This window comes from Paenarthrobacter sp. C1 (assembly GCF_049315185.1).
Taxonomy (GTDB): domain Bacteria; phylum Actinomycetota; class Actinomycetes; order Actinomycetales; family Micrococcaceae; genus Arthrobacter; species Arthrobacter nicotinovorans.
In genome coordinates, this window is sequence record NZ_CP186052.1 from 2325930 (window position 1) to 2344423 (window position 18494).

Annotated in this window: 20 protein-coding genes; 12 read left to right on the forward strand and 8 right to left on the reverse strand. The window is 62.3% G+C overall.

What is annotated here, in order from left to right; all coding sequences use genetic code 11:
* Positions 1-72 precede the first annotated feature (72 nt).
* From ACNAOU_RS10870 to ACNAOU_RS10895, 6 genes are read left to right on the forward strand one after another with little or no spacing between them, the layout of a single operon-like run.
* Entirely contained in the window at positions 73-894 is an 822-nt protein-coding gene (locus tag ACNAOU_RS10870; RefSeq protein ID WP_055976069.1) for a helix-turn-helix transcriptional regulator, read from the forward strand.
* Entirely contained in the window at positions 894-2357 is a 1464-nt protein-coding gene (sufB, locus tag ACNAOU_RS10875; RefSeq protein ID WP_018777575.1) for a Fe-S cluster assembly protein SufB, read from the forward strand. Before ACNAOU_RS10870 ends, sufB begins: the two co-directional genes overlap by 1 nt.
* Before the next feature lie 2 nt (positions 2358-2359).
* Entirely contained in the window at positions 2360-3664 is a 1305-nt protein-coding gene (sufD, locus tag ACNAOU_RS10880; protein ID WP_413305175.1) for a Fe-S cluster assembly protein SufD, read from the forward strand.
* Between the two features lie 36 nt (positions 3665-3700).
* Entirely contained in the window at positions 3701-4057 is a 357-nt protein-coding gene (locus tag ACNAOU_RS10885) for a non-heme iron oxygenase ferredoxin subunit (protein ID WP_422758642.1), read from the forward strand.
* A 43-nt stretch (positions 4058-4100) separates the two neighbouring features.
* Complete coding sequence (gene sufC, locus ACNAOU_RS10890) at positions 4101-4886, forward strand: Fe-S cluster assembly ATPase SufC (protein WP_018777578.1); 786 nt, start codon at positions 4101-4103, stop codon at positions 4884-4886.
* Between the two features lie 13 nt (positions 4887-4899).
* Positions 4900-5232: a metal-sulfur cluster assembly factor gene (locus tag ACNAOU_RS10895; RefSeq protein ID WP_055975711.1), complete on the forward strand. Its 333-nt coding sequence runs from the start codon at positions 4900-4902 to the stop codon at positions 5230-5232.
* A gap of 85 nt (positions 5233-5317) precedes the next feature.
* On the opposite strand, the gene ypfJ is transcribed toward ACNAOU_RS10895, so the two are convergent.
* Positions 5318-6220: a KPN_02809 family neutral zinc metallopeptidase gene (ypfJ, locus tag ACNAOU_RS10900; protein WP_110504617.1), complete on the reverse strand. Its 903-nt coding sequence runs from the start codon at positions 6218-6220 to the stop codon at positions 5318-5320.
* 60 nt (positions 6221-6280) lie between these two features.
* Between ypfJ and ACNAOU_RS10905 the strand changes: the two genes are divergently transcribed.
* Positions 6281-7708, forward strand: a complete 1428-nt coding sequence (locus ACNAOU_RS10905) for a class I adenylate-forming enzyme family protein (RefSeq protein ID WP_039241241.1) — start codon at positions 6281-6283, stop codon at positions 7706-7708.
* Positions 7680-8894, forward strand: coding sequence for a thiolase family protein (locus tag ACNAOU_RS10910; RefSeq protein WP_052247180.1), 1215 nt, complete (start codon positions 7680-7682; stop codon positions 8892-8894). The genes ACNAOU_RS10905 and ACNAOU_RS10910 overlap by 29 nt, the downstream gene beginning before the upstream one ends.
* On the opposite strand, the gene ACNAOU_RS10915 is transcribed toward ACNAOU_RS10910, so the two are convergent.
* Genes ACNAOU_RS10915 through ACNAOU_RS10925 form a run of 3 tightly spaced genes read right to left on the reverse strand, consistent with a single transcriptional unit; the run spans position 8879 to position 10883 of the window.
* A complete protein-coding gene (locus ACNAOU_RS10915; protein WP_018777583.1) occupies positions 8879-9526 on the reverse strand; it encodes an energy-coupling factor transporter transmembrane component T family protein in 648 nt (215 codons plus the stop codon). The two genes, ACNAOU_RS10910 and ACNAOU_RS10915, sit on opposite strands and share 16 nt — an antisense overlap.
* On the reverse strand, positions 9523-10260 hold the full coding sequence (locus ACNAOU_RS10920) for an energy-coupling factor ABC transporter ATP-binding protein (protein ID WP_422758643.1): 738 nt from the start codon (positions 10258-10260) through the stop codon (positions 9523-9525). Before ACNAOU_RS10920 ends, ACNAOU_RS10915 begins: the two co-directional genes overlap by 4 nt.
* The gene (locus ACNAOU_RS10925) at positions 10257-10883 is read right to left on the reverse strand and encodes a biotin transporter BioY (RefSeq protein WP_416428724.1); all 627 of its coding nucleotides are present in this window, start codon (positions 10881-10883) and stop codon (positions 10257-10259) included. The genes ACNAOU_RS10920 and ACNAOU_RS10925 overlap by 4 nt, the downstream gene beginning before the upstream one ends.
* 276 nt (positions 10884-11159) lie before the next feature.
* Between ACNAOU_RS10925 and ACNAOU_RS10930 the strand changes: the two genes are divergently transcribed.
* Positions 11160-12758: an ABC-F family ATP-binding cassette domain-containing protein gene (locus tag ACNAOU_RS10930; protein WP_018777586.1), complete on the forward strand. Its 1599-nt coding sequence runs from the start codon at positions 11160-11162 to the stop codon at positions 12756-12758.
* A 28-nt stretch (positions 12759-12786) separates the two neighbouring features.
* Here ACNAOU_RS10930 and ACNAOU_RS10935 read toward each other — a convergent pair whose 3' ends face one another.
* Genes ACNAOU_RS10935 through ACNAOU_RS10950 form a run of 4 tightly spaced genes read right to left on the reverse strand, consistent with a single transcriptional unit; the run spans position 12787 to position 14895 of the window.
* Positions 12787-13272, reverse strand: a complete 486-nt coding sequence (locus ACNAOU_RS10935) for a YbaK/EbsC family protein (protein ID WP_055975727.1) — start codon at positions 13270-13272, stop codon at positions 12787-12789.
* The gene (locus ACNAOU_RS10940; protein ID WP_275779386.1) at positions 13256-14122 is read right to left on the reverse strand and encodes an SURF1 family protein; all 867 of its coding nucleotides are present in this window, start codon (positions 14120-14122) and stop codon (positions 13256-13258) included. Before ACNAOU_RS10940 ends, ACNAOU_RS10935 begins: the two co-directional genes overlap by 17 nt.
* Positions 14123-14395 (reverse strand): hypothetical protein, encoded by a 273-nt coding sequence (locus ACNAOU_RS10945; protein WP_039241248.1) that lies wholly within the window; start codon positions 14393-14395, stop codon positions 14123-14125.
* Positions 14392-14895: a DUF3099 domain-containing protein gene (locus ACNAOU_RS10950; protein ID WP_064722130.1), complete on the reverse strand. Its 504-nt coding sequence runs from the start codon at positions 14893-14895 to the stop codon at positions 14392-14394. The genes ACNAOU_RS10945 and ACNAOU_RS10950 overlap by 4 nt, the downstream gene beginning before the upstream one ends.
* A gap of 153 nt (positions 14896-15048) precedes the next feature.
* On the opposite strand from ACNAOU_RS10950, the gene ACNAOU_RS10955 reads away from it, so the two are divergent.
* The 3 genes from ACNAOU_RS10955 to ACNAOU_RS10965 all read left to right on the forward strand — a co-directional run bounded on the left by ACNAOU_RS10955 (position 15049) and on the right by ACNAOU_RS10965 (position 18438).
* Entirely contained in the window at positions 15049-15774 is a 726-nt protein-coding gene (locus tag ACNAOU_RS10955; RefSeq protein ID WP_039241251.1) for a beta-ketoacyl-ACP reductase, read from the forward strand.
* Positions 15775-15890: 116 nt separating this feature from the next.
* Positions 15891-16643, forward strand: coding sequence for an SDR family oxidoreductase (locus ACNAOU_RS10960; RefSeq protein WP_018777592.1), 753 nt, complete (start codon positions 15891-15893; stop codon positions 16641-16643).
* A gap of 265 nt (positions 16644-16908) precedes the next feature.
* Entirely contained in the window at positions 16909-18438 is a 1530-nt protein-coding gene (locus ACNAOU_RS10965) for an ATP-binding cassette domain-containing protein (protein WP_422758644.1), read from the forward strand.
* Positions 18439-18494: the final 56 nt, after the last annotated feature.

Genomic DNA, 18494 nt, shown 5'->3' on the forward strand with positions numbered 1-18494 from the left:
CGCGGAGCCAAGGTCAGTCTTGCCTTACTGGATGCGTGAAACAAATTACGACATGATTGTGTTGTGTATTCCATGAGCAGTCCAGTATCCATGCCCCAAAAGCGGCATGCTGCAGCGGGAGAGGCCCTTGTTGCCTCACCCTCGCTGCCGGACGCGGATGACCGCACCCGTGACCGCGTCCTCAGCGCCGTGCTCGAGAATGGTCCTGTCAGCGCAGCCGAGCTGGGAGATCTCCTCGGATTTACTCCCGCCGCCGTTCGCAGGCACCTTGACCATCTTGAACGCAATGGCGTCATTGAGGTCAAGCGTGTTGCCAAGGCCGGTTCAGGTGCCGGTCGGCCCGCGCGTCGCTATGTCCTGAGTTCACAGGGGCAGTCCAAGCTGGGCGATGACTACCTGAACATCGCAAGCTCGGCCCTGCGTCGCCTCCAGGAACTTGCGGGCGAGGACGCTGTCCGGGAGTATGCGGAAGAGCGTTTCGCGGACATGGAAAGGCGCTATGCACCGGAAGTCCAGGCCGCAGGGGACGACATCACCGCCAGGGCCATGGCGCTATCCAAGGCTTTGAGCCGCGACGGCTTTGTAGCCTCCGCCCATTCCATCGAAGCCAAGGCGCCGTTGCCCGCAGCGTTGTCCAGCGTTCAGCTGTGCCAAGGGCATTGCCCCATTCAACGCCTCGCCGCGGAGTTCCCGGTGTTCTGCGATGCCGAGACCAAGGTCTTCTCCCGTTTGGTGGGAGTCGACGTCCGGCGCCTCTCGACGCTCGCGCAGGGCGGACATGTTTGCACCACCCACATACCTACCGGGCGATTGGCTGCCACGGTGCCCCCAGGCGCTGAAGTGCAACCCAAAAGCCCGTATCAGGAATCTAACAACCAGCAAGAAAGGCCGTGATGACGGACCAAATAGCAGAGAAAGCGGTAGCCGACGGCACTGTGATCTCGGAGATTCTGGAGAAGAATCCCGAACTGCACGGTATCGGAAACTACGAGTACGGCTGGGCCGACAAGAACGACGTAGGCGCCAATGCCCGTCGTGGCCTCAACGAGGAGGTCGTCCGCGACATCTCCTCGAAGAAGAACGAGCCCGAATGGATGCTCGATCTGCGCCTCAAAGGCCTGAAGTACTTCGACCGCAAACCCATGCCTACCTGGGGTGCGGACCTCTCGGGCATCGATTTCGATAACATCAAGTACTTCGTGCGCTCCACCGAAAAGCAGGCGGCAACCTGGGAAGACCTTCCCGAGGACATCCGGAACACCTACGAGAAACTGGGCATTCCGGAAGCTGAGCGCAGCCGCCTCGTCTCGGGCGTGGCCGCCCAGTACGAGTCCGAGGTTGTCTACCACCAGATCCGTGAGGACCTGGAAGCCCAGGGCGTCATCTTCCTGGACACCGACACCGCGCTGCGTGAGCACCCTGAGATCTTCCAGGAGTACTTCGGCACCATCATCCCCGTGGGCGACAACAAGTTCGCATCGCTGAACACGGCTGTTTGGTCCGGCGGATCATTCGTGTATGTGCCCAAGGGTGTGCACGTCGACATCCCGCTCCAGGCCTACTTCCGTATCAACACGGAGAACATGGGCCAGTTCGAGCGCACCTTGATCATCGCCGATGAGGACTCCTACGTTCACTACATCGAAGGTTGCACGGCTCCGATCTACACCTCGGACTCGCTGCACTCCGCGGTCGTGGAGATCATCGTGAAGAAGGGCGCACGCGTCCGCTACACGACCATCCAGAACTGGTCCAACAACGTGTACAACCTGGTCACCAAGCGTGCCATCTGCGAAGAGGGCGCCACCATGGAGTGGGTCGATGGCAACATCGGCTCCAAGGTGACCATGAAGTACCCGGCCGTCTACCTCGTTGGCGAGCACGCCAAGGGTGAGACGCTGTCCATCGCTTTCGCAGGCGAGGGCCAGCACCAGGACACCGGCTCAAAGATGGTCCACATCGCGCCGAACACCAAGAGTTCCATCATTTCCAAATCTGTCGCCCGTGGTGGTGGCCGCGCTGCCTACCGCGGCTTGGTCCAGGTCCGCGAGGGTGCCAAGCACTCTGCCAACACGGTCCGCTGTGACGCGCTGCTGGTGGACACCATTTCGCGGTCGGACACGTACCCGTACATCGACATCCGTGAGGATGACGTCGTACTCGGCCACGAGGCCACCGTTTCCCGTGTCAGCGAAGAACAGCTCTTCTACCTGATGTCCCGCGGAATGCCGGAGGACGAGGCCATGGCCATGATCGTGCGCGGCTTTATCGAGCCGATCGCCCGCGAGCTGCCCATGGAATATGCCCTTGAGCTGAACCGCTTGATTGAACTTCAGATGGAAGGATCCGTCGGTTAATAATGACTGATATCACTACTGAAAAGGCCCGCATCGGCGCGCCTTCAGCACAGCCCTTTATCGACGGCTTCACGGAGGAAGGCGAGAACCTCTCGCCCATCAACGCTGACGGTTCGACGGCGGCAAAGCCGTCGGCGGGTCCGCTCGCGGGCGCTTCGTCCAAGAGCCACTCCCACGGTGGCGGGGTAGGCGTCCCGGACAGCTCCCGCGCCGGCCGTCTCACCTCGTACAACCTTGACGATTTCAAGGCACTGACCGGACTCGAAGAGGACTGGCGGTTTACTCCGCTTCGTCGTCTCCGTGGGCTGCACTCCGAAGCCCTTATCGGCGCGGCGCCGGCTGTCACGGTTTCCGCACCCGCCGACGTCACTGTCGAAACTGTCGGCCGTGATGACCGCCGCATCGGCTTGGCCGGCATTCCGGAAGACCGTGTTTCTGCCAACGCCTGGTCCGGCTTCAAGGAAGCCACTGTGATCACGGTTCCCTCGGAGACCACGCTCGAGTCGGAAATCACGGTTACCTTGACCGGCGCCGGTACCGATGCCGCTGCCCAGCACATCGTTGTGGTGGCGGAGAAGTTCTCCAAGGGTGTCCTGGTTCTCGGCCACGAAGGTTCTGCCGTTGTGTCGGAGAACGTGGAAATCGTTCTTGAGGACGGCGCAGAGCTGACCGTCGTGTCCCTGCAGGAATGGAACGATGACTCCGTTCATGCTTCGTCCCAGCAGGCGAAGATCGGCCGCGATGCCAAGTTCAAGCACATCGTGGTCAGCCTCGGTGGAGACCTCGTCCGTGTCACCCCGACTGCACGCTTTGCTGCTCCGGGTGGCGAGGTTGAACTGTTCGGCCTGTACTTCGCAGACGCCGGCCAGCACCTTGAGCACCGCACGTTTGTTGACCACGGTCAGGCGAACTGCGTGTCCAACGTGCTGTACAAGGGTGCTTTGCAAGGCAAGGGTGCACACACCGTATGGGTGGGCGATGTCCTGATCCAGAAGAATGCCGAAGGAACCGACAGCTACGAGAAGAACCAGAACCTGGTTCTGACCGATGGCTGCCGCGCCGACTCCGTGCCGAACCTGGAGATCGAGACGGGTCTCATTGCCGGTGCAGGCCACGCCAGCGCTACCGGACGTTTCGACGACGAGCACCTCTTCTACCTCATGGCCCGCGGTATTCCGGAAGAAGTTGCCCGCAGGCTCGTAGTCCGCGGCTTCCTCAACGAGATCATCCAGAAGATCAACGTACCGGCCATCGAAGATCGCCTGACGGACGCTGTTGAGCGCGAGCTCGCCGCGACCGAGAACTAACGACGAACCCAACAAAGACAGGCAGTCCGGACAAGCATGAGTGAACAAACCAAGGGCGAACTGGTATGCAACGCCAATGACATCCAGGTCAAGCAGGCCCTGCGGGTTCTCATTGACGACTATCCCGTAGCGATCGTCAGGGATTCCATGGGCGAAATCCACGCCATTGGCGATACCTGCTCGCATGCGGATATCTCGTTGTCCGAAGGCGAAGTTGAAGGTTGCGCAATCGAATGCTGGGGACACGGTTCCCAGTTCGATCTCCGCAGCGGACAACCCCTCCAGCTGCCCGCCTACGATCCCGTGCCCGTGTTCGCCGTCACCCTCGACGGCGAAGACGTCTACGTGGACGTGACCAACGTTGTGAACGGCGCTTCGGTAGAGAACTACTGAGCGCCCAGTACCGCCAGACTTACGAACGAAAAGAAAGAAGAGCATGTCTACTCTTGAGATCAACGACCTGCACGTCAGCATTGAGACGGAGCAGGGCACCAAGGAGATCCTGAAGGGCGTCAGCCTGACCATCAGGACCGGCGAAACCCACGCCATCATGGGCCCCAACGGCTCGGGCAAGTCCACCCTCGCCTCCACGATCGCCGGCCACCCGCGCTACACGGTCACCAGCGGCACCATCACGCTGGACGGCGAGAACGTGCTGGACATGAGCGTCGACGAGCGCGCCCGCGCCGGCCTCTTCCTGGCCATGCAGTACCCGGTGGAGGTCCCCGGCGTGACCATGACCAACTTCCTGCGCACCGCCAAGACCGCAATCGACGGCGAAGCACCGGCACTTCGTACCTGGACCAAGGACGTCAAGGCTGCCATGCAGCAGCTGCGCATCGACGCCGACTTCGCCCAGCGCAACGTCAACGAAGGCTTCTCCGGTGGTGAGAAGAAGCGCGTGGAGATCCTGCAGCTGGAACTCTTCAAGCCGAAGTTCGCCATCCTGGACGAGACCGACTCCGGCCTCGACGTCGATGCTTTGAAGGTTGTCTCCGAAGGTGTGAACCGTGCGCACGACGCCGGTAACATGGGCACCCTGCTCATCACCCACTACACCCGCATCCTGCGCTACATCAAGCCGGAATTCGTACACGTATTCGTGGACGGCAAGGTTGTCGAGGAGGGCGGCCCCGAGCTGGCCGACCGCCTTGAAGAAGAGGGCTACGACCGCTATGCGCCAGGCGCCGGCGTTGCCGTTGCTCCTGCCGTGCAGGCCTAGTTAGGATCGTCCCATGACCGAAATCAAAGCGGCGCGTACCAGCCTCGAGGACGTCGAGGAAGCGCTCAAGGACGTCATTGACCCCGAACTCGGCGTCAACGTGGTGGACCTTGGCCTCCTCTATGGCCTCAAGTACTCGGACGAGGACGGCGCCCTCCTGATCGACATGACGTTGACCACGGCGGCCTGCCCGCTGACGGATGTGCTTGAAGAACAGGTAGGCAAGTCCCTCGACGGAGTTGTTGACGATTGGCGCCTGAACTGGGTCTGGATGCCGCCATGGGGTCCGGAGCGGATCACCGACGACGGCAAGGACCAGATGCGGGCCCTCGGCTTCAACATCTGATCCGGGATTTCCGCCCGCTAATGCGGGCATAAAGAAGGGTTCCGGGCTATATGCCCGGAACCCTTCTGCTCTTTAAGCGTGAAAGCTATGGGGTTGCCACTCCGAAGGTGTCGCACTTGTTGATGTCACCTGTGCTGTAGCCCTGATAGAACCACTTCTGCCGTTGTTGGCTGGATCCGTGCGTCCACGATTCGGGGGAGACCCGTCCAGTGGCCGCTTCCTGGATCCGGTCATCTCCGACGGCGGAAGCAGCCGACAGCGCGTCCTGCAGGTCCTGCTCGGTGAGGGGATCAAGGAAGGGCTTGCCGCTGGCATCAGTCTGCGTGGTGGCGTGGCGAACCCACAGCCCTGCATAGCAATCGGCCTGCAGTTCCACCCGAACGCCTCCCGACTGGGGTCCTTGCGGATCCTGCTGTGCCCGGTCGAGGTTGCCCAGGATGTTCTGGACATGGTGACCGAATTCATGGGCCACCACATATTCCTGGGCGAGCGGGCCGCCCGAAGAGCCAAACCGTGTCACCAGTTCATCGAAGAACCCGGGGTCGAAATAGGCCTTCACGTCGGCGGGGCAGTAGAACGGTCCAACAGCCGTGGTGGCCGGACCGCATCCGGTGTTGGTGGCCTGGTCAAAGATGACCGTTCCTGGCCGCGAGTATTTCACATTGTATTGGGCCAGGTAGTCGGGCCAGAAAGCGTTGAGGCTGTTAACTGTTCCGGTGATGCGGCAGTCGAGACGCTTGTCCGCGTCAGCCCCGGTCTGACACTCCTGCACGCCCCCTGCTCCGGTTCCGCTTTCGACGGCGGGAGGCGCGCTCCCGCCACCGCTCAGGTCTCCGAGGATGTTGGGGTTGATACCGAAGAGGGCGAGCAGCAGCACCACGATGCCACCACCGATGCCACCACCGATTTTGGTCCCTCTGCCCATACCACCGCCACGTCGGTCCTCGACTTGGGACGGGTCAAGCTGCGCGCCATCGTTGAAACTCATACTGTCAGAATAGACGTCACTTTTGATGCCAGGGTGCGGACACTGCCGTAAAATTGGCGGATGCCTTTCCTGGACAAACTTCACATCTGGGCTGATGAGCGCCCGCACGACACCGCCGTCGTCGTGGGCAGCAGCCGGATCACGTGGGCCGGACTTCGCGACGGCGCAGCAGGACTGCTGGCCGCCTCCGGCTCCACGACGGTGCTGGCCGAACCAAACTCCGTTGACTTCGTTGAGCGGTACGCTGCCGCCGTCGCGGGGGAGCGACGCTGCGCAGTCCTTGACCCCCTCTGGCCTGCTCCAATGATTGAAGACGTAGCCTCGCGCCTTGTTGAATCCCGCGACTGCGGCGCAGCCGAAACTGCCGGAACAGCCGGAACCGCAATGGGGAGCGGTCTGCATGACGGAGATCCTTCAAGCACGTTCCTGGTTGGCCTGACCTCGGGTACTACCTCTGTTCCCAAAGCCTTCACCCGTTCCCGCCGCTCGTGGCAGGTCTCGTTCGAGGCTTCCATCGAATTCTTCGGACTCTCGCAGGATGACCACACGCTGGCGCCGGGCCCGCTTTCCGCGAGCCTGAACCTTTATGCCCTCTCCGAGTGCCTTTACGCGGGGGCCGCGTTCCACACCCTCGAATCATTCGATGTCGGAGACGCCCACGCGTCCATCAGCCATGACGGCATCACCCGCTTGGTCCTTGCCCCCACCATGCTGCGGTTGCTGAGCGAACGGGGCTTGGCGGGCGACGTGGACGCCTCCGGTATCCGCAGTATCATCTGCGCCGGTTCGAAGCTGGACGCGCGGACCCTGGAGGCTGCCAGGCGCTGGGCACCGCATGCTGCCATTTATGAGTACTACGGCGCTTCGGAGTTGAGTTTCGTCTCGGGTACCCGGCTGGCCGCCGGTGAACCGCTGGATGTGGGGGGCACGGGCATCGGAACCCCCTTCCCGGGCGTGGAGCTCAGCATTCTCGACGACGCCGGCAACGTCTTGCCCGAAGGCACCCACGGCAACATCAGCGTGCGCAGCGGAATGGTCAGCAATGGCTACTTGTGGGGCGACGACGGGCACGCCCTACGCTGCCTCAACGGCTGGTACACGGTAGGGGACCAGGGCTACCTCCGAGGGGGAGTCCTCCACATCCTTGGCCGGCGTTCGGACATGATCGTCACTTCAGGGAAGAACGTGTACCCGCACGAGGTGGAACTGGCCATGGCCTGTGTGCCGGGCATCGAGGTGGCGGTCGCCGCCGGCGCACCTGACGACATCCGCGGTCAAAAGGTGATTGCCGGCGTCGTTCCTGCCTATGGCGCCGTGACGGCGACGCAGCTCCGCACCGGGCTCGACGGCCTGCTGGCGCGGGATAAGTGGCCGCTGCAGTTCTACCTGCTCTCCGAACTGCCAATAACGGATCGTGGCAAAGTCAGCCGTAAGGTGCTGCTGGATTGGATCAAGAACCATGATTCCAGGGCACAGCCCCTTGGTTAGCACGGCGACGCAAACGGACCCCGCCCGGCAACCTGTCATCATTGCGGCCCTTCGATCGCCGGTTTGCCGCGCCAACGGGCAACTCAAGCATCTCCGCGCGCCGGATCTCCTGGCACCGGTCCTGGCTTCGCTGCTGGAGTCCACGGCGGTGGAACCCTCGGACGTGGACGACGTCATCATCGGCAACGCAGTGGGCGGGGGTGGAAACCTCGCCCGGTACGCCGCGCTCCAGGCCGGCTTGCCTGTCACCGTCCCGGGGCTAACGGTTGACCGTCAGTGCGGCTCTGGACTGGACGCCATAGCGCTGGCATCCCGGCTGGTTGCCGCCGGTGGTGATCCGCTGTTCCTGGCCGGCGGCGTCGAAAGCATCAGTACGGCCCCGGCCAGGGCCAACAAGGATCACGACGGCGGACTGGAGTTCTACTCCCGGGCCACCTTCGTGCCGCCACAGTTCGGAGACCCGGACATGGGGGTCGCTGCGGAAAATGTTGCCAGGACTTTCGGCGTGACCAGGGAGAGGCAGGACGAGTATGCCCTACGCAGCCACCGCCGCGCAGTGGACGCTGCCGCTGCGGGCCGATATTTCGACGAAATCGTCCCGCTGAGCGGCACTGATGGGCCCGTGATGTCCGACGACGGTCCCAGGCCTTCGCTGCGACCCGCTTTGATGGCCCGTTTCCCGGCCGCCTTCGTGACCGGTGGAACAGTCACGGCAGCGAACTCGTGCTTCGACGCGGACGCCGCGTCCGCCGTCGTGGTGACCTCCATGGCGCGGGCACGCGCGATGGGTGTGGTGGACGGACTCGAGGTGCTTGGCAACGACACGGCAGGCGTTGATCCGGACCTGCTGGGTATTGGTGCCGCCCATGCTGCCGAACGATTGCTCGCCAGTCGTGGTGTGGCAGCAAACACGCTGGACCTCATCGAGTTCAACGAGGCGTTCGCATCGCAAACCATCGCATGCCTGGAACACTTGGGCCTGGATCCTGCCCGGGCGAACCGTGAAGGCGGTGCCCTGGCGTTGGGTCACGGGTACGGTGCATCGGGGGCGGTTCTGGTGACGCGGCTCTTGGCGCAGGCCAGGAGACGGTACCGCGAGACTGGGTCCGGGACCCTCGGGCTGGCGATGATCAGCATCGCCGGCGGCATGGGCACCGCCAGCCTTTTGCGTTACTCGCGGCTCTGACTCAAGGGTGCTTCGTCGGCTTCGCCCAGCCCCCTGGCAGCTAGGGCGTCGCCGGTCTGTCGTGCATAGGCCACGGTCGAGATGAACACGGGCAGGACCAAGGCCCTGGGGTTCCGTTCAAGGCCCCGGGCGCGCGCGGAATCGCGGACATCGGCGAAGGCGCCGGCGATAAACGGGATGCTGCGGAGCATCACGGCAATGGTCAGTGCGAAACGTTCGGGATCGGCGCCGAACCGGCGGAACGGTTTGGAGATGGACACCACGCCATCCAGCAAATCCTGCACGGGGGTGGTGGCGGTCAGCACTGAAGCGGCCACGACGCATACCAGTACATTCAGCACGATGCGCGCCGCTGTTGGTCCGCCCAACTGCCACCACTGGAAAAGACCGATGGCCAGAAGGATGGGCGTGACCATCCAGAGGGATCCCAGGAGTCGTTTGATTCCAGCACCGCTGAGCAGGAAGAGCCCGCACATGACGATGAAGACGGCCAGGGATACTGCCCAGTCGACAATCAGGAACGACGCCGTTCCGCAGGCCGCCACCACAAGGAATTTCAGCCACAGGGGAGTGCGGTGTATCAGGGAACTGCCAGGGACGTGCTGTGCGAGCAGGTGGCCGTGGCCCCTCACCTCGGTAACCCTTCCACGGGCATTTCAACTGCTGTACCTTCGCACAGCGCACGGTAATGGGCCACGGCTTCGGCCGCGCCGCCGTCGAACACTATGCGACCGTCCTCCACCACCAGGACCCGGTCCATGTCGAGGACCAGGTCGAGGTCATGCGTGGACATGATGACCTGTTGGTCCAGCCCCGCAATGGTTCGGCGCAGGAGCTCACGGTTGCGCAGATCCAGCAGGGTGGACGGTTCATCAAGGACCAGAACCCCTGGGTTGACGGCCAGCACCGCGGCCAGTGCGAGCAGCTGGCGTTCTCCGCCGGAGAGTTCATAGATGCTCTGGTCGGCGACGCGGAGGAGCCCGAAGCGGTCGAGGACGGCTTCAGCCCTGGCAGTACGTTCCTTGGGGTTCCTGACGGAACGTCGCAGGGACAGCTCAACATCCTCCCGCCCTGTCGGCATGACCAGCTGGGACAAAGGATCCGTGAAAACGAAACCTACGTTCGCCCGCACCCGGCGGACATCTGCATCCGTGCTGCGGCCATGCACCACGACTGTTCCATCAGTGGGAGCCACCAGACCGTTGAAGAGCCGGAGAAAGGTGGACTTGCCGGAGCCATTGGCGCCGATCACACCGATACGACACTCCGTGAGCTCCAGGGAAAACCGGTGCAGCAGTGTCTTGGGTGCGTCGCCGGTGTCCACAGCCACGCGCACCGAGACCCCATTGAAACTGATGCTGTTCAACTTCCCTGCTTAACCCGACGTACCAGGACATCCGGGAATGCCTTGTGAATTGCCAGTGCGATGATCACGGCCAGGACGTTCTTGAGGGTGTCCCCGGGAAGGAACGGCAGGTCAGCGAGCAGTGCCTTGCTGAAGTCGAGTTTGGCGTTGACCATCATGCCGAGGACGCCCAGGCCATGGACAACAACGAGACTGCTGGCCATGGTGGCAGCGAACAGCCAAAGTCCCCGGTATTTGATGGTCCTGCGGATCACTACGGCGGCAAGGTAGCCTGTGGCCGCCGCCGCCAGCGGGAAAGCGATGATGTACCCGGCCGAAGGGCTCGCGAGGATACCCAGGCCGCTGCGGCCTCCGCTGAAGATGGGCAAACCTGCCAGGCCCAACAAGACATAGAGTCCGACGGCGGCGAAGCCGCGACCGGCGCCAAGTACCAGTCCGCTGAGCATCACGGTCAGGGTCACCAAAGTGATGGGCACACCAAGGGCGCCCACCGGAATGCCGGGTACGATCGACGACGCGGCCACGAGGGCTGCAAAGACGGCGATGAGACCGATATCGGTTGCGTTCCAGCGTTTGCGTGAGGTGGTGGGCCGCTGCACAGTGACAGCATCGGTCTTGCTCATGACGGGTCCTAACGGATGAGATGGGTGCGATGAAAGTACTTGTTTCCCCTGGCTTCGACAATACGGATGCGGGGCGACGTGGATTTTGGAGCCTCCCTACAAGGGTGCTCGGGGAATCTTTGGCCGTTGGCACAGTTTCCGCTGTTGGAAGAGGATGTCAGTCCGTGCCCTGGGTGCCGGTAGACTTGAACAGGCTGTTCTCACGGCCGCACCCCGCCGCACTCATCGGGCCCACCGGCCCCCGCAGGCGTTCCCCATTGAAAGGCATCACCCGAATTGATTACCGTCCAGGAACTCGAACTCCGCGCCGGCGCACGCCTGCTCATGGACCAGGTCAACTTCAGGGTGGACAAAGGGGACAAGATCGGGCTGGTCGGCCGCAACGGTGCCGGCAAGACGACCCTGACGCGCGTCCTGGCAGGGGAGGGTCTTCCCGCAGGCGGCAAAGTGACGCGCAGTGGCGAGATCGGCTACCTGCCCCAGGATCCCCGGACGCCTGACATGGAACAGCTCGCCCGCGACCGTATCCTCTCGGCCCGCGGCCTGGATGTGGTGGTCGGAAAGCTGAAGAAGGCACAGCAGGAGATGGCCAGCGAAGACGCGTCCATCCAACGGAAGGCCATGAACCGGTACGACCGCTTGGAGTCGGAGTTCCTGGCCGGTGGCGGGTACGCCGCGGAGGCAGAGGCTGCCGCCATTTCCTCGAACCTGGCCCTTCCGGAGCGCATCCTCAACCAGCCGCTCAAGACACTGTCCGGTGGCCAGCGCCGCCGTGTGGAACTGGCCCGCATCCTGTATTCTTCGGCCGAAACGCTGCTGCTTGACGAACCGACCAACCACCTCGACGCCGACTCCATCACCTGGCTGCGGGACTTCCTGAAAGACCATCAAGGCGGCTTGATCGTGATCAGCCACGATGTGGAGCTGCTTGAGGCCACGGTCAACAAGGTCTACCATCTGGACGCCAACCGCGCCCAGATCGATTACTACAACATGGGCTGGAAGCGTTACCTCCAGCAACGCGAAACCGATGAGCGCGCCCGTAAGCGCGAGCGTGCCAACGCAGAGAAGAAGGCCCAGGTCCTGATCGACCAGGCAAACAAGATGCGCGCCAAGGCCACCAAAGCCGTTGCCGCTCAGAACATGGCCAAACGTGCGGAACGCCTTCTCGGCGGGCTTGAAGCGGTTCGTGAAAACGATCGCGTGGCCGCCCTGCGCTTCCCGGATCCTTCACCGTGCGGCAAGACCCCGCTCACCGCGGAGGGCCTGAGCAAGTCCTACGGTTCCCTGGAAATCTTCACGGATGTGGATCTGGCCATCGACCGCGGCTCCAAAGTGGTCATCCTCGGCCTCAACGGTGCCGGCAAGACCACCCTCCTGCGTATGCTGGCCGGAGTCGACAAGCCTGATACGGGCGACATCATCCCGGGCCATGGACTCAAGGTGGGTTATTACGCCCAGGAGCACGAAACGCTGGACCACGAACGTACGGTGCTGGAAAACATGAGGTCCTCGGCTCCGGACATGAAGGACGCAGAGGTCCGCGGGATCCTGGGTTCGTTCCTGTTCTCCGGAGACGACGTCGACAAGCCCGCGGGAGTGCTTTCCGGTGGCGAGAAGACACGCCTGGCGCTTGCCACCATTGTGGCTTCAAGCGCCAATGTGCTGCTCCTTGATGAACCCACGAACAACCTTGACCCTGCCAGCCGTGCCGAAATCCTGGGTGCGCTGAAGAACTACAGCGGCGCCGTCGTCATGGTCAGCCACGATGAAGGCGCAGTGTCAGCTTTGAACCCGGAGCGGGTAGTGCTGCTCCCGGACGGTGTCGAGGACCACTGGAACGAGGACTACCTGGACCTCATCACCCTGGCCTAAGGGCCGGCGGTGCCCCGCATGCATCGCTCTACCGAACCAGGAGTTCCTCGGCGTTCGTGATCCTGCGGAGTTCTTCATAACTGATGGAGAACATGGAGTTGTGGTCGCCGGCGCCGGCCCAGAGGACGGGGTGCTGTTCCAGCGAGGCATCCAGGATGGTCCGGATCCTGCCGGGGTGGCCCAGCGGGGCCACTCCACCCACTTCCTGACCCGTGTGCTCCAGCACGAATGCAGGCTTGGCGCGCCGGATCCTGCCGGTCCCAAGCTGATCTGCCACGAGTGCGGTGTCAACCTTGGCAGCGCCGCTGGCAAGGATCAGCAGCGGTTCGCCATCGACATCGAATATCAGGCTGTTGGTAATAGCTGCCACCTCGCAGCCAAGGACCGCCGCTGCAGCTGCGGCCGTAGGCACCTCGTCATCGAATACTTGGACTGTGTCCTTGGCGCCGGCGGCTATCAGGGCCGACCGCACGTTGTCCACGGGATCAGTAGCCGGTTCAGTAGCCTTGTGCATCCAGGATTGCGTCTTCCTCTTCTTCGGCTGTGGGCCGCTTGTTCTTGCGCGGGGCAGGGGCACGGCGCTTCGGGCTTCCGCCGGCGGCCATGATCTGCTCGTCCTCTTCGTCTTCGGCGTCGATGGCAGCGTTGCGGGCCTGTTGGCGCGCGGCGTAGCCGAACCCAATGAACATCAGGACTCCAAAGGCGAACCATTGAAGGGAGTAGGAGAGGTGGGTTCCTTCTTCGGTGGCCGGTTTGGGGAACGGTGTCGGCATGGGCTGCACGGCAGGGTTCTCGCTGGCCAGCTGTCCGTAGGCTCCGGTGGCGATGGGGTAGGAAAGTTCAGTGGCAAAGCTTGCCAGGTCAATGGAGGCAAGCTGCCCATCCACCGCCCCGCGGTCAAGCTTCGGTTCGGCGGGCTTCAGGCGCGCAACAACGGTGACCTCGCCTGTGGGAGGCGCCGGAACGACGTCGGGACGGCCCGGTGTGTTGTTGCCGATCGGCAGCCAACCGCGGTCGATCACCACCGCCTCGCCGGTGGTGAGGCGGAAAGGAACCACGACGTCGTAGCCTGGCTGGCCGTTCAACGGGCGGTTGCGGACAACGCGCTGCCCGTCGATGTCGTAGCTGCCGCGGAGTTGGACCTGCGTCCATTCCCGTTCGGGATCCAGCGCGTTGAACTGGTCCTTGATCTCGGAATAGGGGATGGGCGTCGCGGAATAGTTGCTGACAACGCGATTGATTTCGGCGAGCGTCTCAGCCCTGCGGTCCATCTGCCAGCGCCCCAAAAACACACAGGCAGTCGCGAAAATCACGGCCAAAACGAAGTACCCCAGCCACTTGCTGGAGAAGAGGAAACGGTACATTCAGCGGGCCTCGTTCACTGCCGGATCATCGGTAAACGGCACCGTCTCTTTCCAGAGGCCCCGGGTCTGCAAGTAGTCTTCAAGCCATTCACGGTGCTCATCGCACGCAAGCCACACCTTTCGACGCTCCGGCGTGTGGATGCGAGGATTGTTCCACAGGAGCTGCCACCCGGCATCCTGGCGGCATCCCTTCCGGGAGCATGTGGCCGCTGCTGTGGCGCGACCGGAGTCCTGGCTGCCCAAGCCTGCGCTGCCAAGATTAAAGATATTCATGAAGCCGTCCGTCCGTCGCCGGGGTTGCCGGCTTCTCCTGCGTGGTCATTCGTTCCGGGGTCTGCTTCTCCGTCGGCCGGTGGGTCGTCCACCAGTTCGCCCTGAAGCACCGTGGGCGCGTCGCCGTCCTGGTCATCGTCAGGCAGGTCCGACCGCTCGAGTTCCGGAACTGCCACATAGTCCAGCAGTGAATCGCTGTGGTCCTCGGCTTTGTCGTTGCCGTTGGCTATGACCACGGCGATCCAGGGGAGAAAGACCGCGCCTGCAATGGCAATGATCTTGAACCAGCCGTCAACGACGAAAATCAGGACGATGCAGACCATGCGGATCCCCATGGCGACGGCGTACTTGATCATTCGTTCGCGCATGTCCTCGGAGTGCGCGGCAGCGGCATCGGTGATGCTGTGGACTTCGGGGTCGCTGGAGACCGCGTCCGGTTCCCCGGGCACTTGCTGCAGGGGGCTGTTCTCTCGTGTCACAGCTGAATCATCACGCTCCAAAGGCCTCTTCCAATTCTCTCACCAAGGCCATAGCCCGCCCAAACCGCGCAGCGTGCCGGTTACCCGCGGGTTGCTGCAGGCGGCGGATAAGATCGAGACAGGAAAATCCCTCTTCACGCGGCATTCGATGACCGCAGAACCTGGAGCAAAAGCATGTCTGAAGCAGTATCCACCGGTCGCAGCGTCCTGATCACTGGCGGTAACCGCGGCATCGGCCTGGCCATCGCGGAATCATTCCTTGCCAACGGCGACAAGGTGGCTGTTACCTACCGCAGTGAAACAGAACTCCCTGAGGGAATCCTGGGCGTAAAGGCCGATGTCACTGATGAAGCTTCGATCGATGCGGCGTTCAAGGTTGTCGAAGAGGCGCACGGGCCGGTTGAGGTTCTGGTGGCGAACGCAGGCATCACCAAGGACACGCTCCTGCTGCGGATGAGCGAAGACGACTTCACCTCGGTTCTCGACACCAACTTGACGGGAGCATTCCGGGTCATCAAGCGCGCCAGCAAGGGCATGATCAGGCTCCGCAAGGGCCGTGTGGTGCTTATCTCCTCCGTATCCGGCCTCTACGGAGCTCCCGGACAGATCAACTACTCCGCTTCCAAAGCCGGAATGGTGGGTATCGCACGGTCCCTGACGCGCGAGCTGGGAAGCCGTGGCATCACCGCCAACGTAGTGGCACCCGGGTTCATCAACACGGATATGACAGCCGAACTGCCGGAGGACACACAGAAGTCCTACCTCGCCAACGTCCCGGCCGGGCGTTTCGCTGAGGCATCCGAAGTGGCCAACGTTGTCCGCTGGGTGGCCAGTGATGAGGCCGCCTACATCTCGGGCGCCGTGATCCCCGTCGATGGCGGCTTGGGAATGGGCCACTGACCCACTACCGCAAACGGTAGTTTTTGTCCGGGGCCGACAACGGATTTCATCGTTGCCGCTGGCATGATGGAATCCGAGCCCACGGAATTTGGATGAACTGAACAAAAGGAGCACGAATGGGAACGCTGGATAACAAGACCGCCATCGTCACGGGGTCTTCCCGCGGAATCGGCGCTGAAGTTGCCAAGATCCTCGCTGGCGAGGGTGCCGCCGTCGTCGTAAATTACCGCCAGAAGGCACCCCGCGCCAACAAGGTGGTGGCCGAAATCCAGGCGGCCGGCGGTCGTGCAGCTGCGGTTGGCGCAGACCTCACCACCGACGAAGGCGTGCATGCCCTGGCCAGCACAGCCATGGAGCAGTTCGGCTCCCTCGACGTGCTCGTGCTCAATGCCTCAGGAGGCATGGAAAGCGGCATGGAGGAGGGCTACGCGCTCAAACTGAACCGCGACGCCCAGATCAACATGCTCAACGCTGCCGTGCCCCTCATGCCGGAAGGTTCGCGGGTGGTCTTCGTGACCAGTCACCAGGCTCACTTCGTGGAGACCGTTCCCACCATGCCTGAGTACGAGCCCGTGGCCAAGAGCAAGCGCGCTGGTGAAGACGCCCTCCGTGCGTTGCTGCCCAGCCTCGCAGACAAGGGCATCTCTCTTGTAGTGGTTTCCGGCGACATGATCGAGGGGACCGTAACGGCAACCCTTCTTGACCGGTCCAACCCGGGAGCCATCGAGGCCCGCCGCGCAGAAGCGGGCAAGTTGTACTCCGTGGAAGAGTTCGCCGCTGAGGTCGCCAAGATGGTGACAGCCGATGTCGAATCCGGACACACCGAGTATGTCGGCGGCGCGGACTACTTCAGCAAAAACGCCGAGTAACTGCGGCTTCTTTCGTTGCGGCCCGGGACTTGTCCCGGGCCGCTTCCTTTTAAGCAGCAGATGATGACATTTTGATAAATTCTGATAAATCTCGCGTCACGAATTGCCAGTGATGGTTTTGTTATTCTTTTTTGCCTTTTGTTAGGTCTTCTGATTGACTCAGCACTGCATCCGGACCCTTTATAACTTCAGTGCTTTTCTGGATGCTTTGCGCATTACGGCCTTTCGACAGCCGTTCACGCATTAGTGCGGATTAGGAGCTTCTGTGGACCTGCTATTGCATGCGGATGGTATTCATGCCTCACATGACCAGCGCCGCATCCTCAAGGGTGTCGATTTCTCATTGCATCGAGGCGAGATACTTGGACTGATCGGAACCAACGGGGCAGGGAAGACCACCCTGATGGATGTCCTGTCGGGATCGCTCAGGCACGAGTCCGGATCCATGACGTTGGCGGGAGAAAAATACGGTCCCGATTCGCGCGAAGAAGCGCAGGCCTGTGGCGTGGGGATTGTTCCGCAGAACTTCCGCCTCGATCCCGGCATGACAGTGGCCGAGGCCGTGTACCGGGGCACCTTCCAATCCGGAAAGCCCCATACGGAACTTCGGGGTCCCGCCCTGAAACTCATCAAGGACGCCGGCTTGGACCTGGATCCTGACGCGACAGTGGGCACCCTGGTCCGGGCCGAACAAACGCTCGTTGAAGTCCTGCGGATGGTGGCTGAGGAAGCACAACTGGTCATTATGGATGAAGTGGCTGCTTCCCTTCCTGATCACGACGTCGCCGCCCTGCACCAGGTCCTCCGAATGCTGATCAGCCAAGGGCGGGCGATCATCTACATCACCCACCGCCTCGATGAAGTCCATTCAATCGCGCACCGCATTGCCGTGTTGCGCGATGGCAGGGTCCACAGAGTCGTTGAGGCCAGCCGGACCGACGCCGATGAACTGGCTTTCCTGTTGCTGCAGCACAAACCGGCGGGCGGCCAGCGGCCTGCGGAGCCGGCCGGCGATGACGAGGTGCTGCGGGTCATGAACCTCAATGTTGAGGACTCAGTCCGGGACGTGACCTTCAGCGTCGGCAAAGGCGAAATTTTCGGACTGCTCGGAACCCATCAATCGGGTGTCTACCACTTGCTCGAATCATTGGTGGGTAGGAGGCCCCGCACCTCGGGAGAGCTTTTCCTGCATGGACAGTCCATTGACATCCAGGGTCCTGAGGACGCCCTGCGGCACAGGATCGGTTACCTCTCGGACGACGCCGGACACGTGGAAACAACAACCAGCATTGCCACCGGCCTGCGTGAGGATTCTGTCGAAGCAGGATTGCAGGACGAGATTGCCGGGCTCCGTGGAGTGATAGACCTTGTGCGCCGCATGCGCATCAGCACGACGAACATCCACGGTTCTGTTACAAACCTGTCAGGCGGGGACCGCCAGAAGGTCTCCCTCGCCAAATGGATGACGAGCGGCTGTGACGTGTTGATCCTGAGTCATCCGAGCCGCGGCATCGACATTGGGGCGAAGGACGTTGTGTACCAGATGCTCAACGAACTGAGGGAGACAGGTGTCGCGATCATTCTGCTGTCCTCGGATCTCACGGAACTAGTCAACTGGTGCCACCGGATAGGAGTAGTCCGCGATGGTGAGCTTGTCACCATCGAGGCAAACGCCAACACCAATGAGGACGTTTTGGTCTACCACATGCTGGGCAAAGCCGTCGCCTCGGCAAACAGTGGTGCCCGGAGGGTGAAGAGCCAGCGCCTGGAGACAGTGTCCGAAGACGGCCACTAACAGGGGACAGCCACTGATAAGGGAGGGCCGCGGTCAAGCGGCCGTCCCCATGCTGA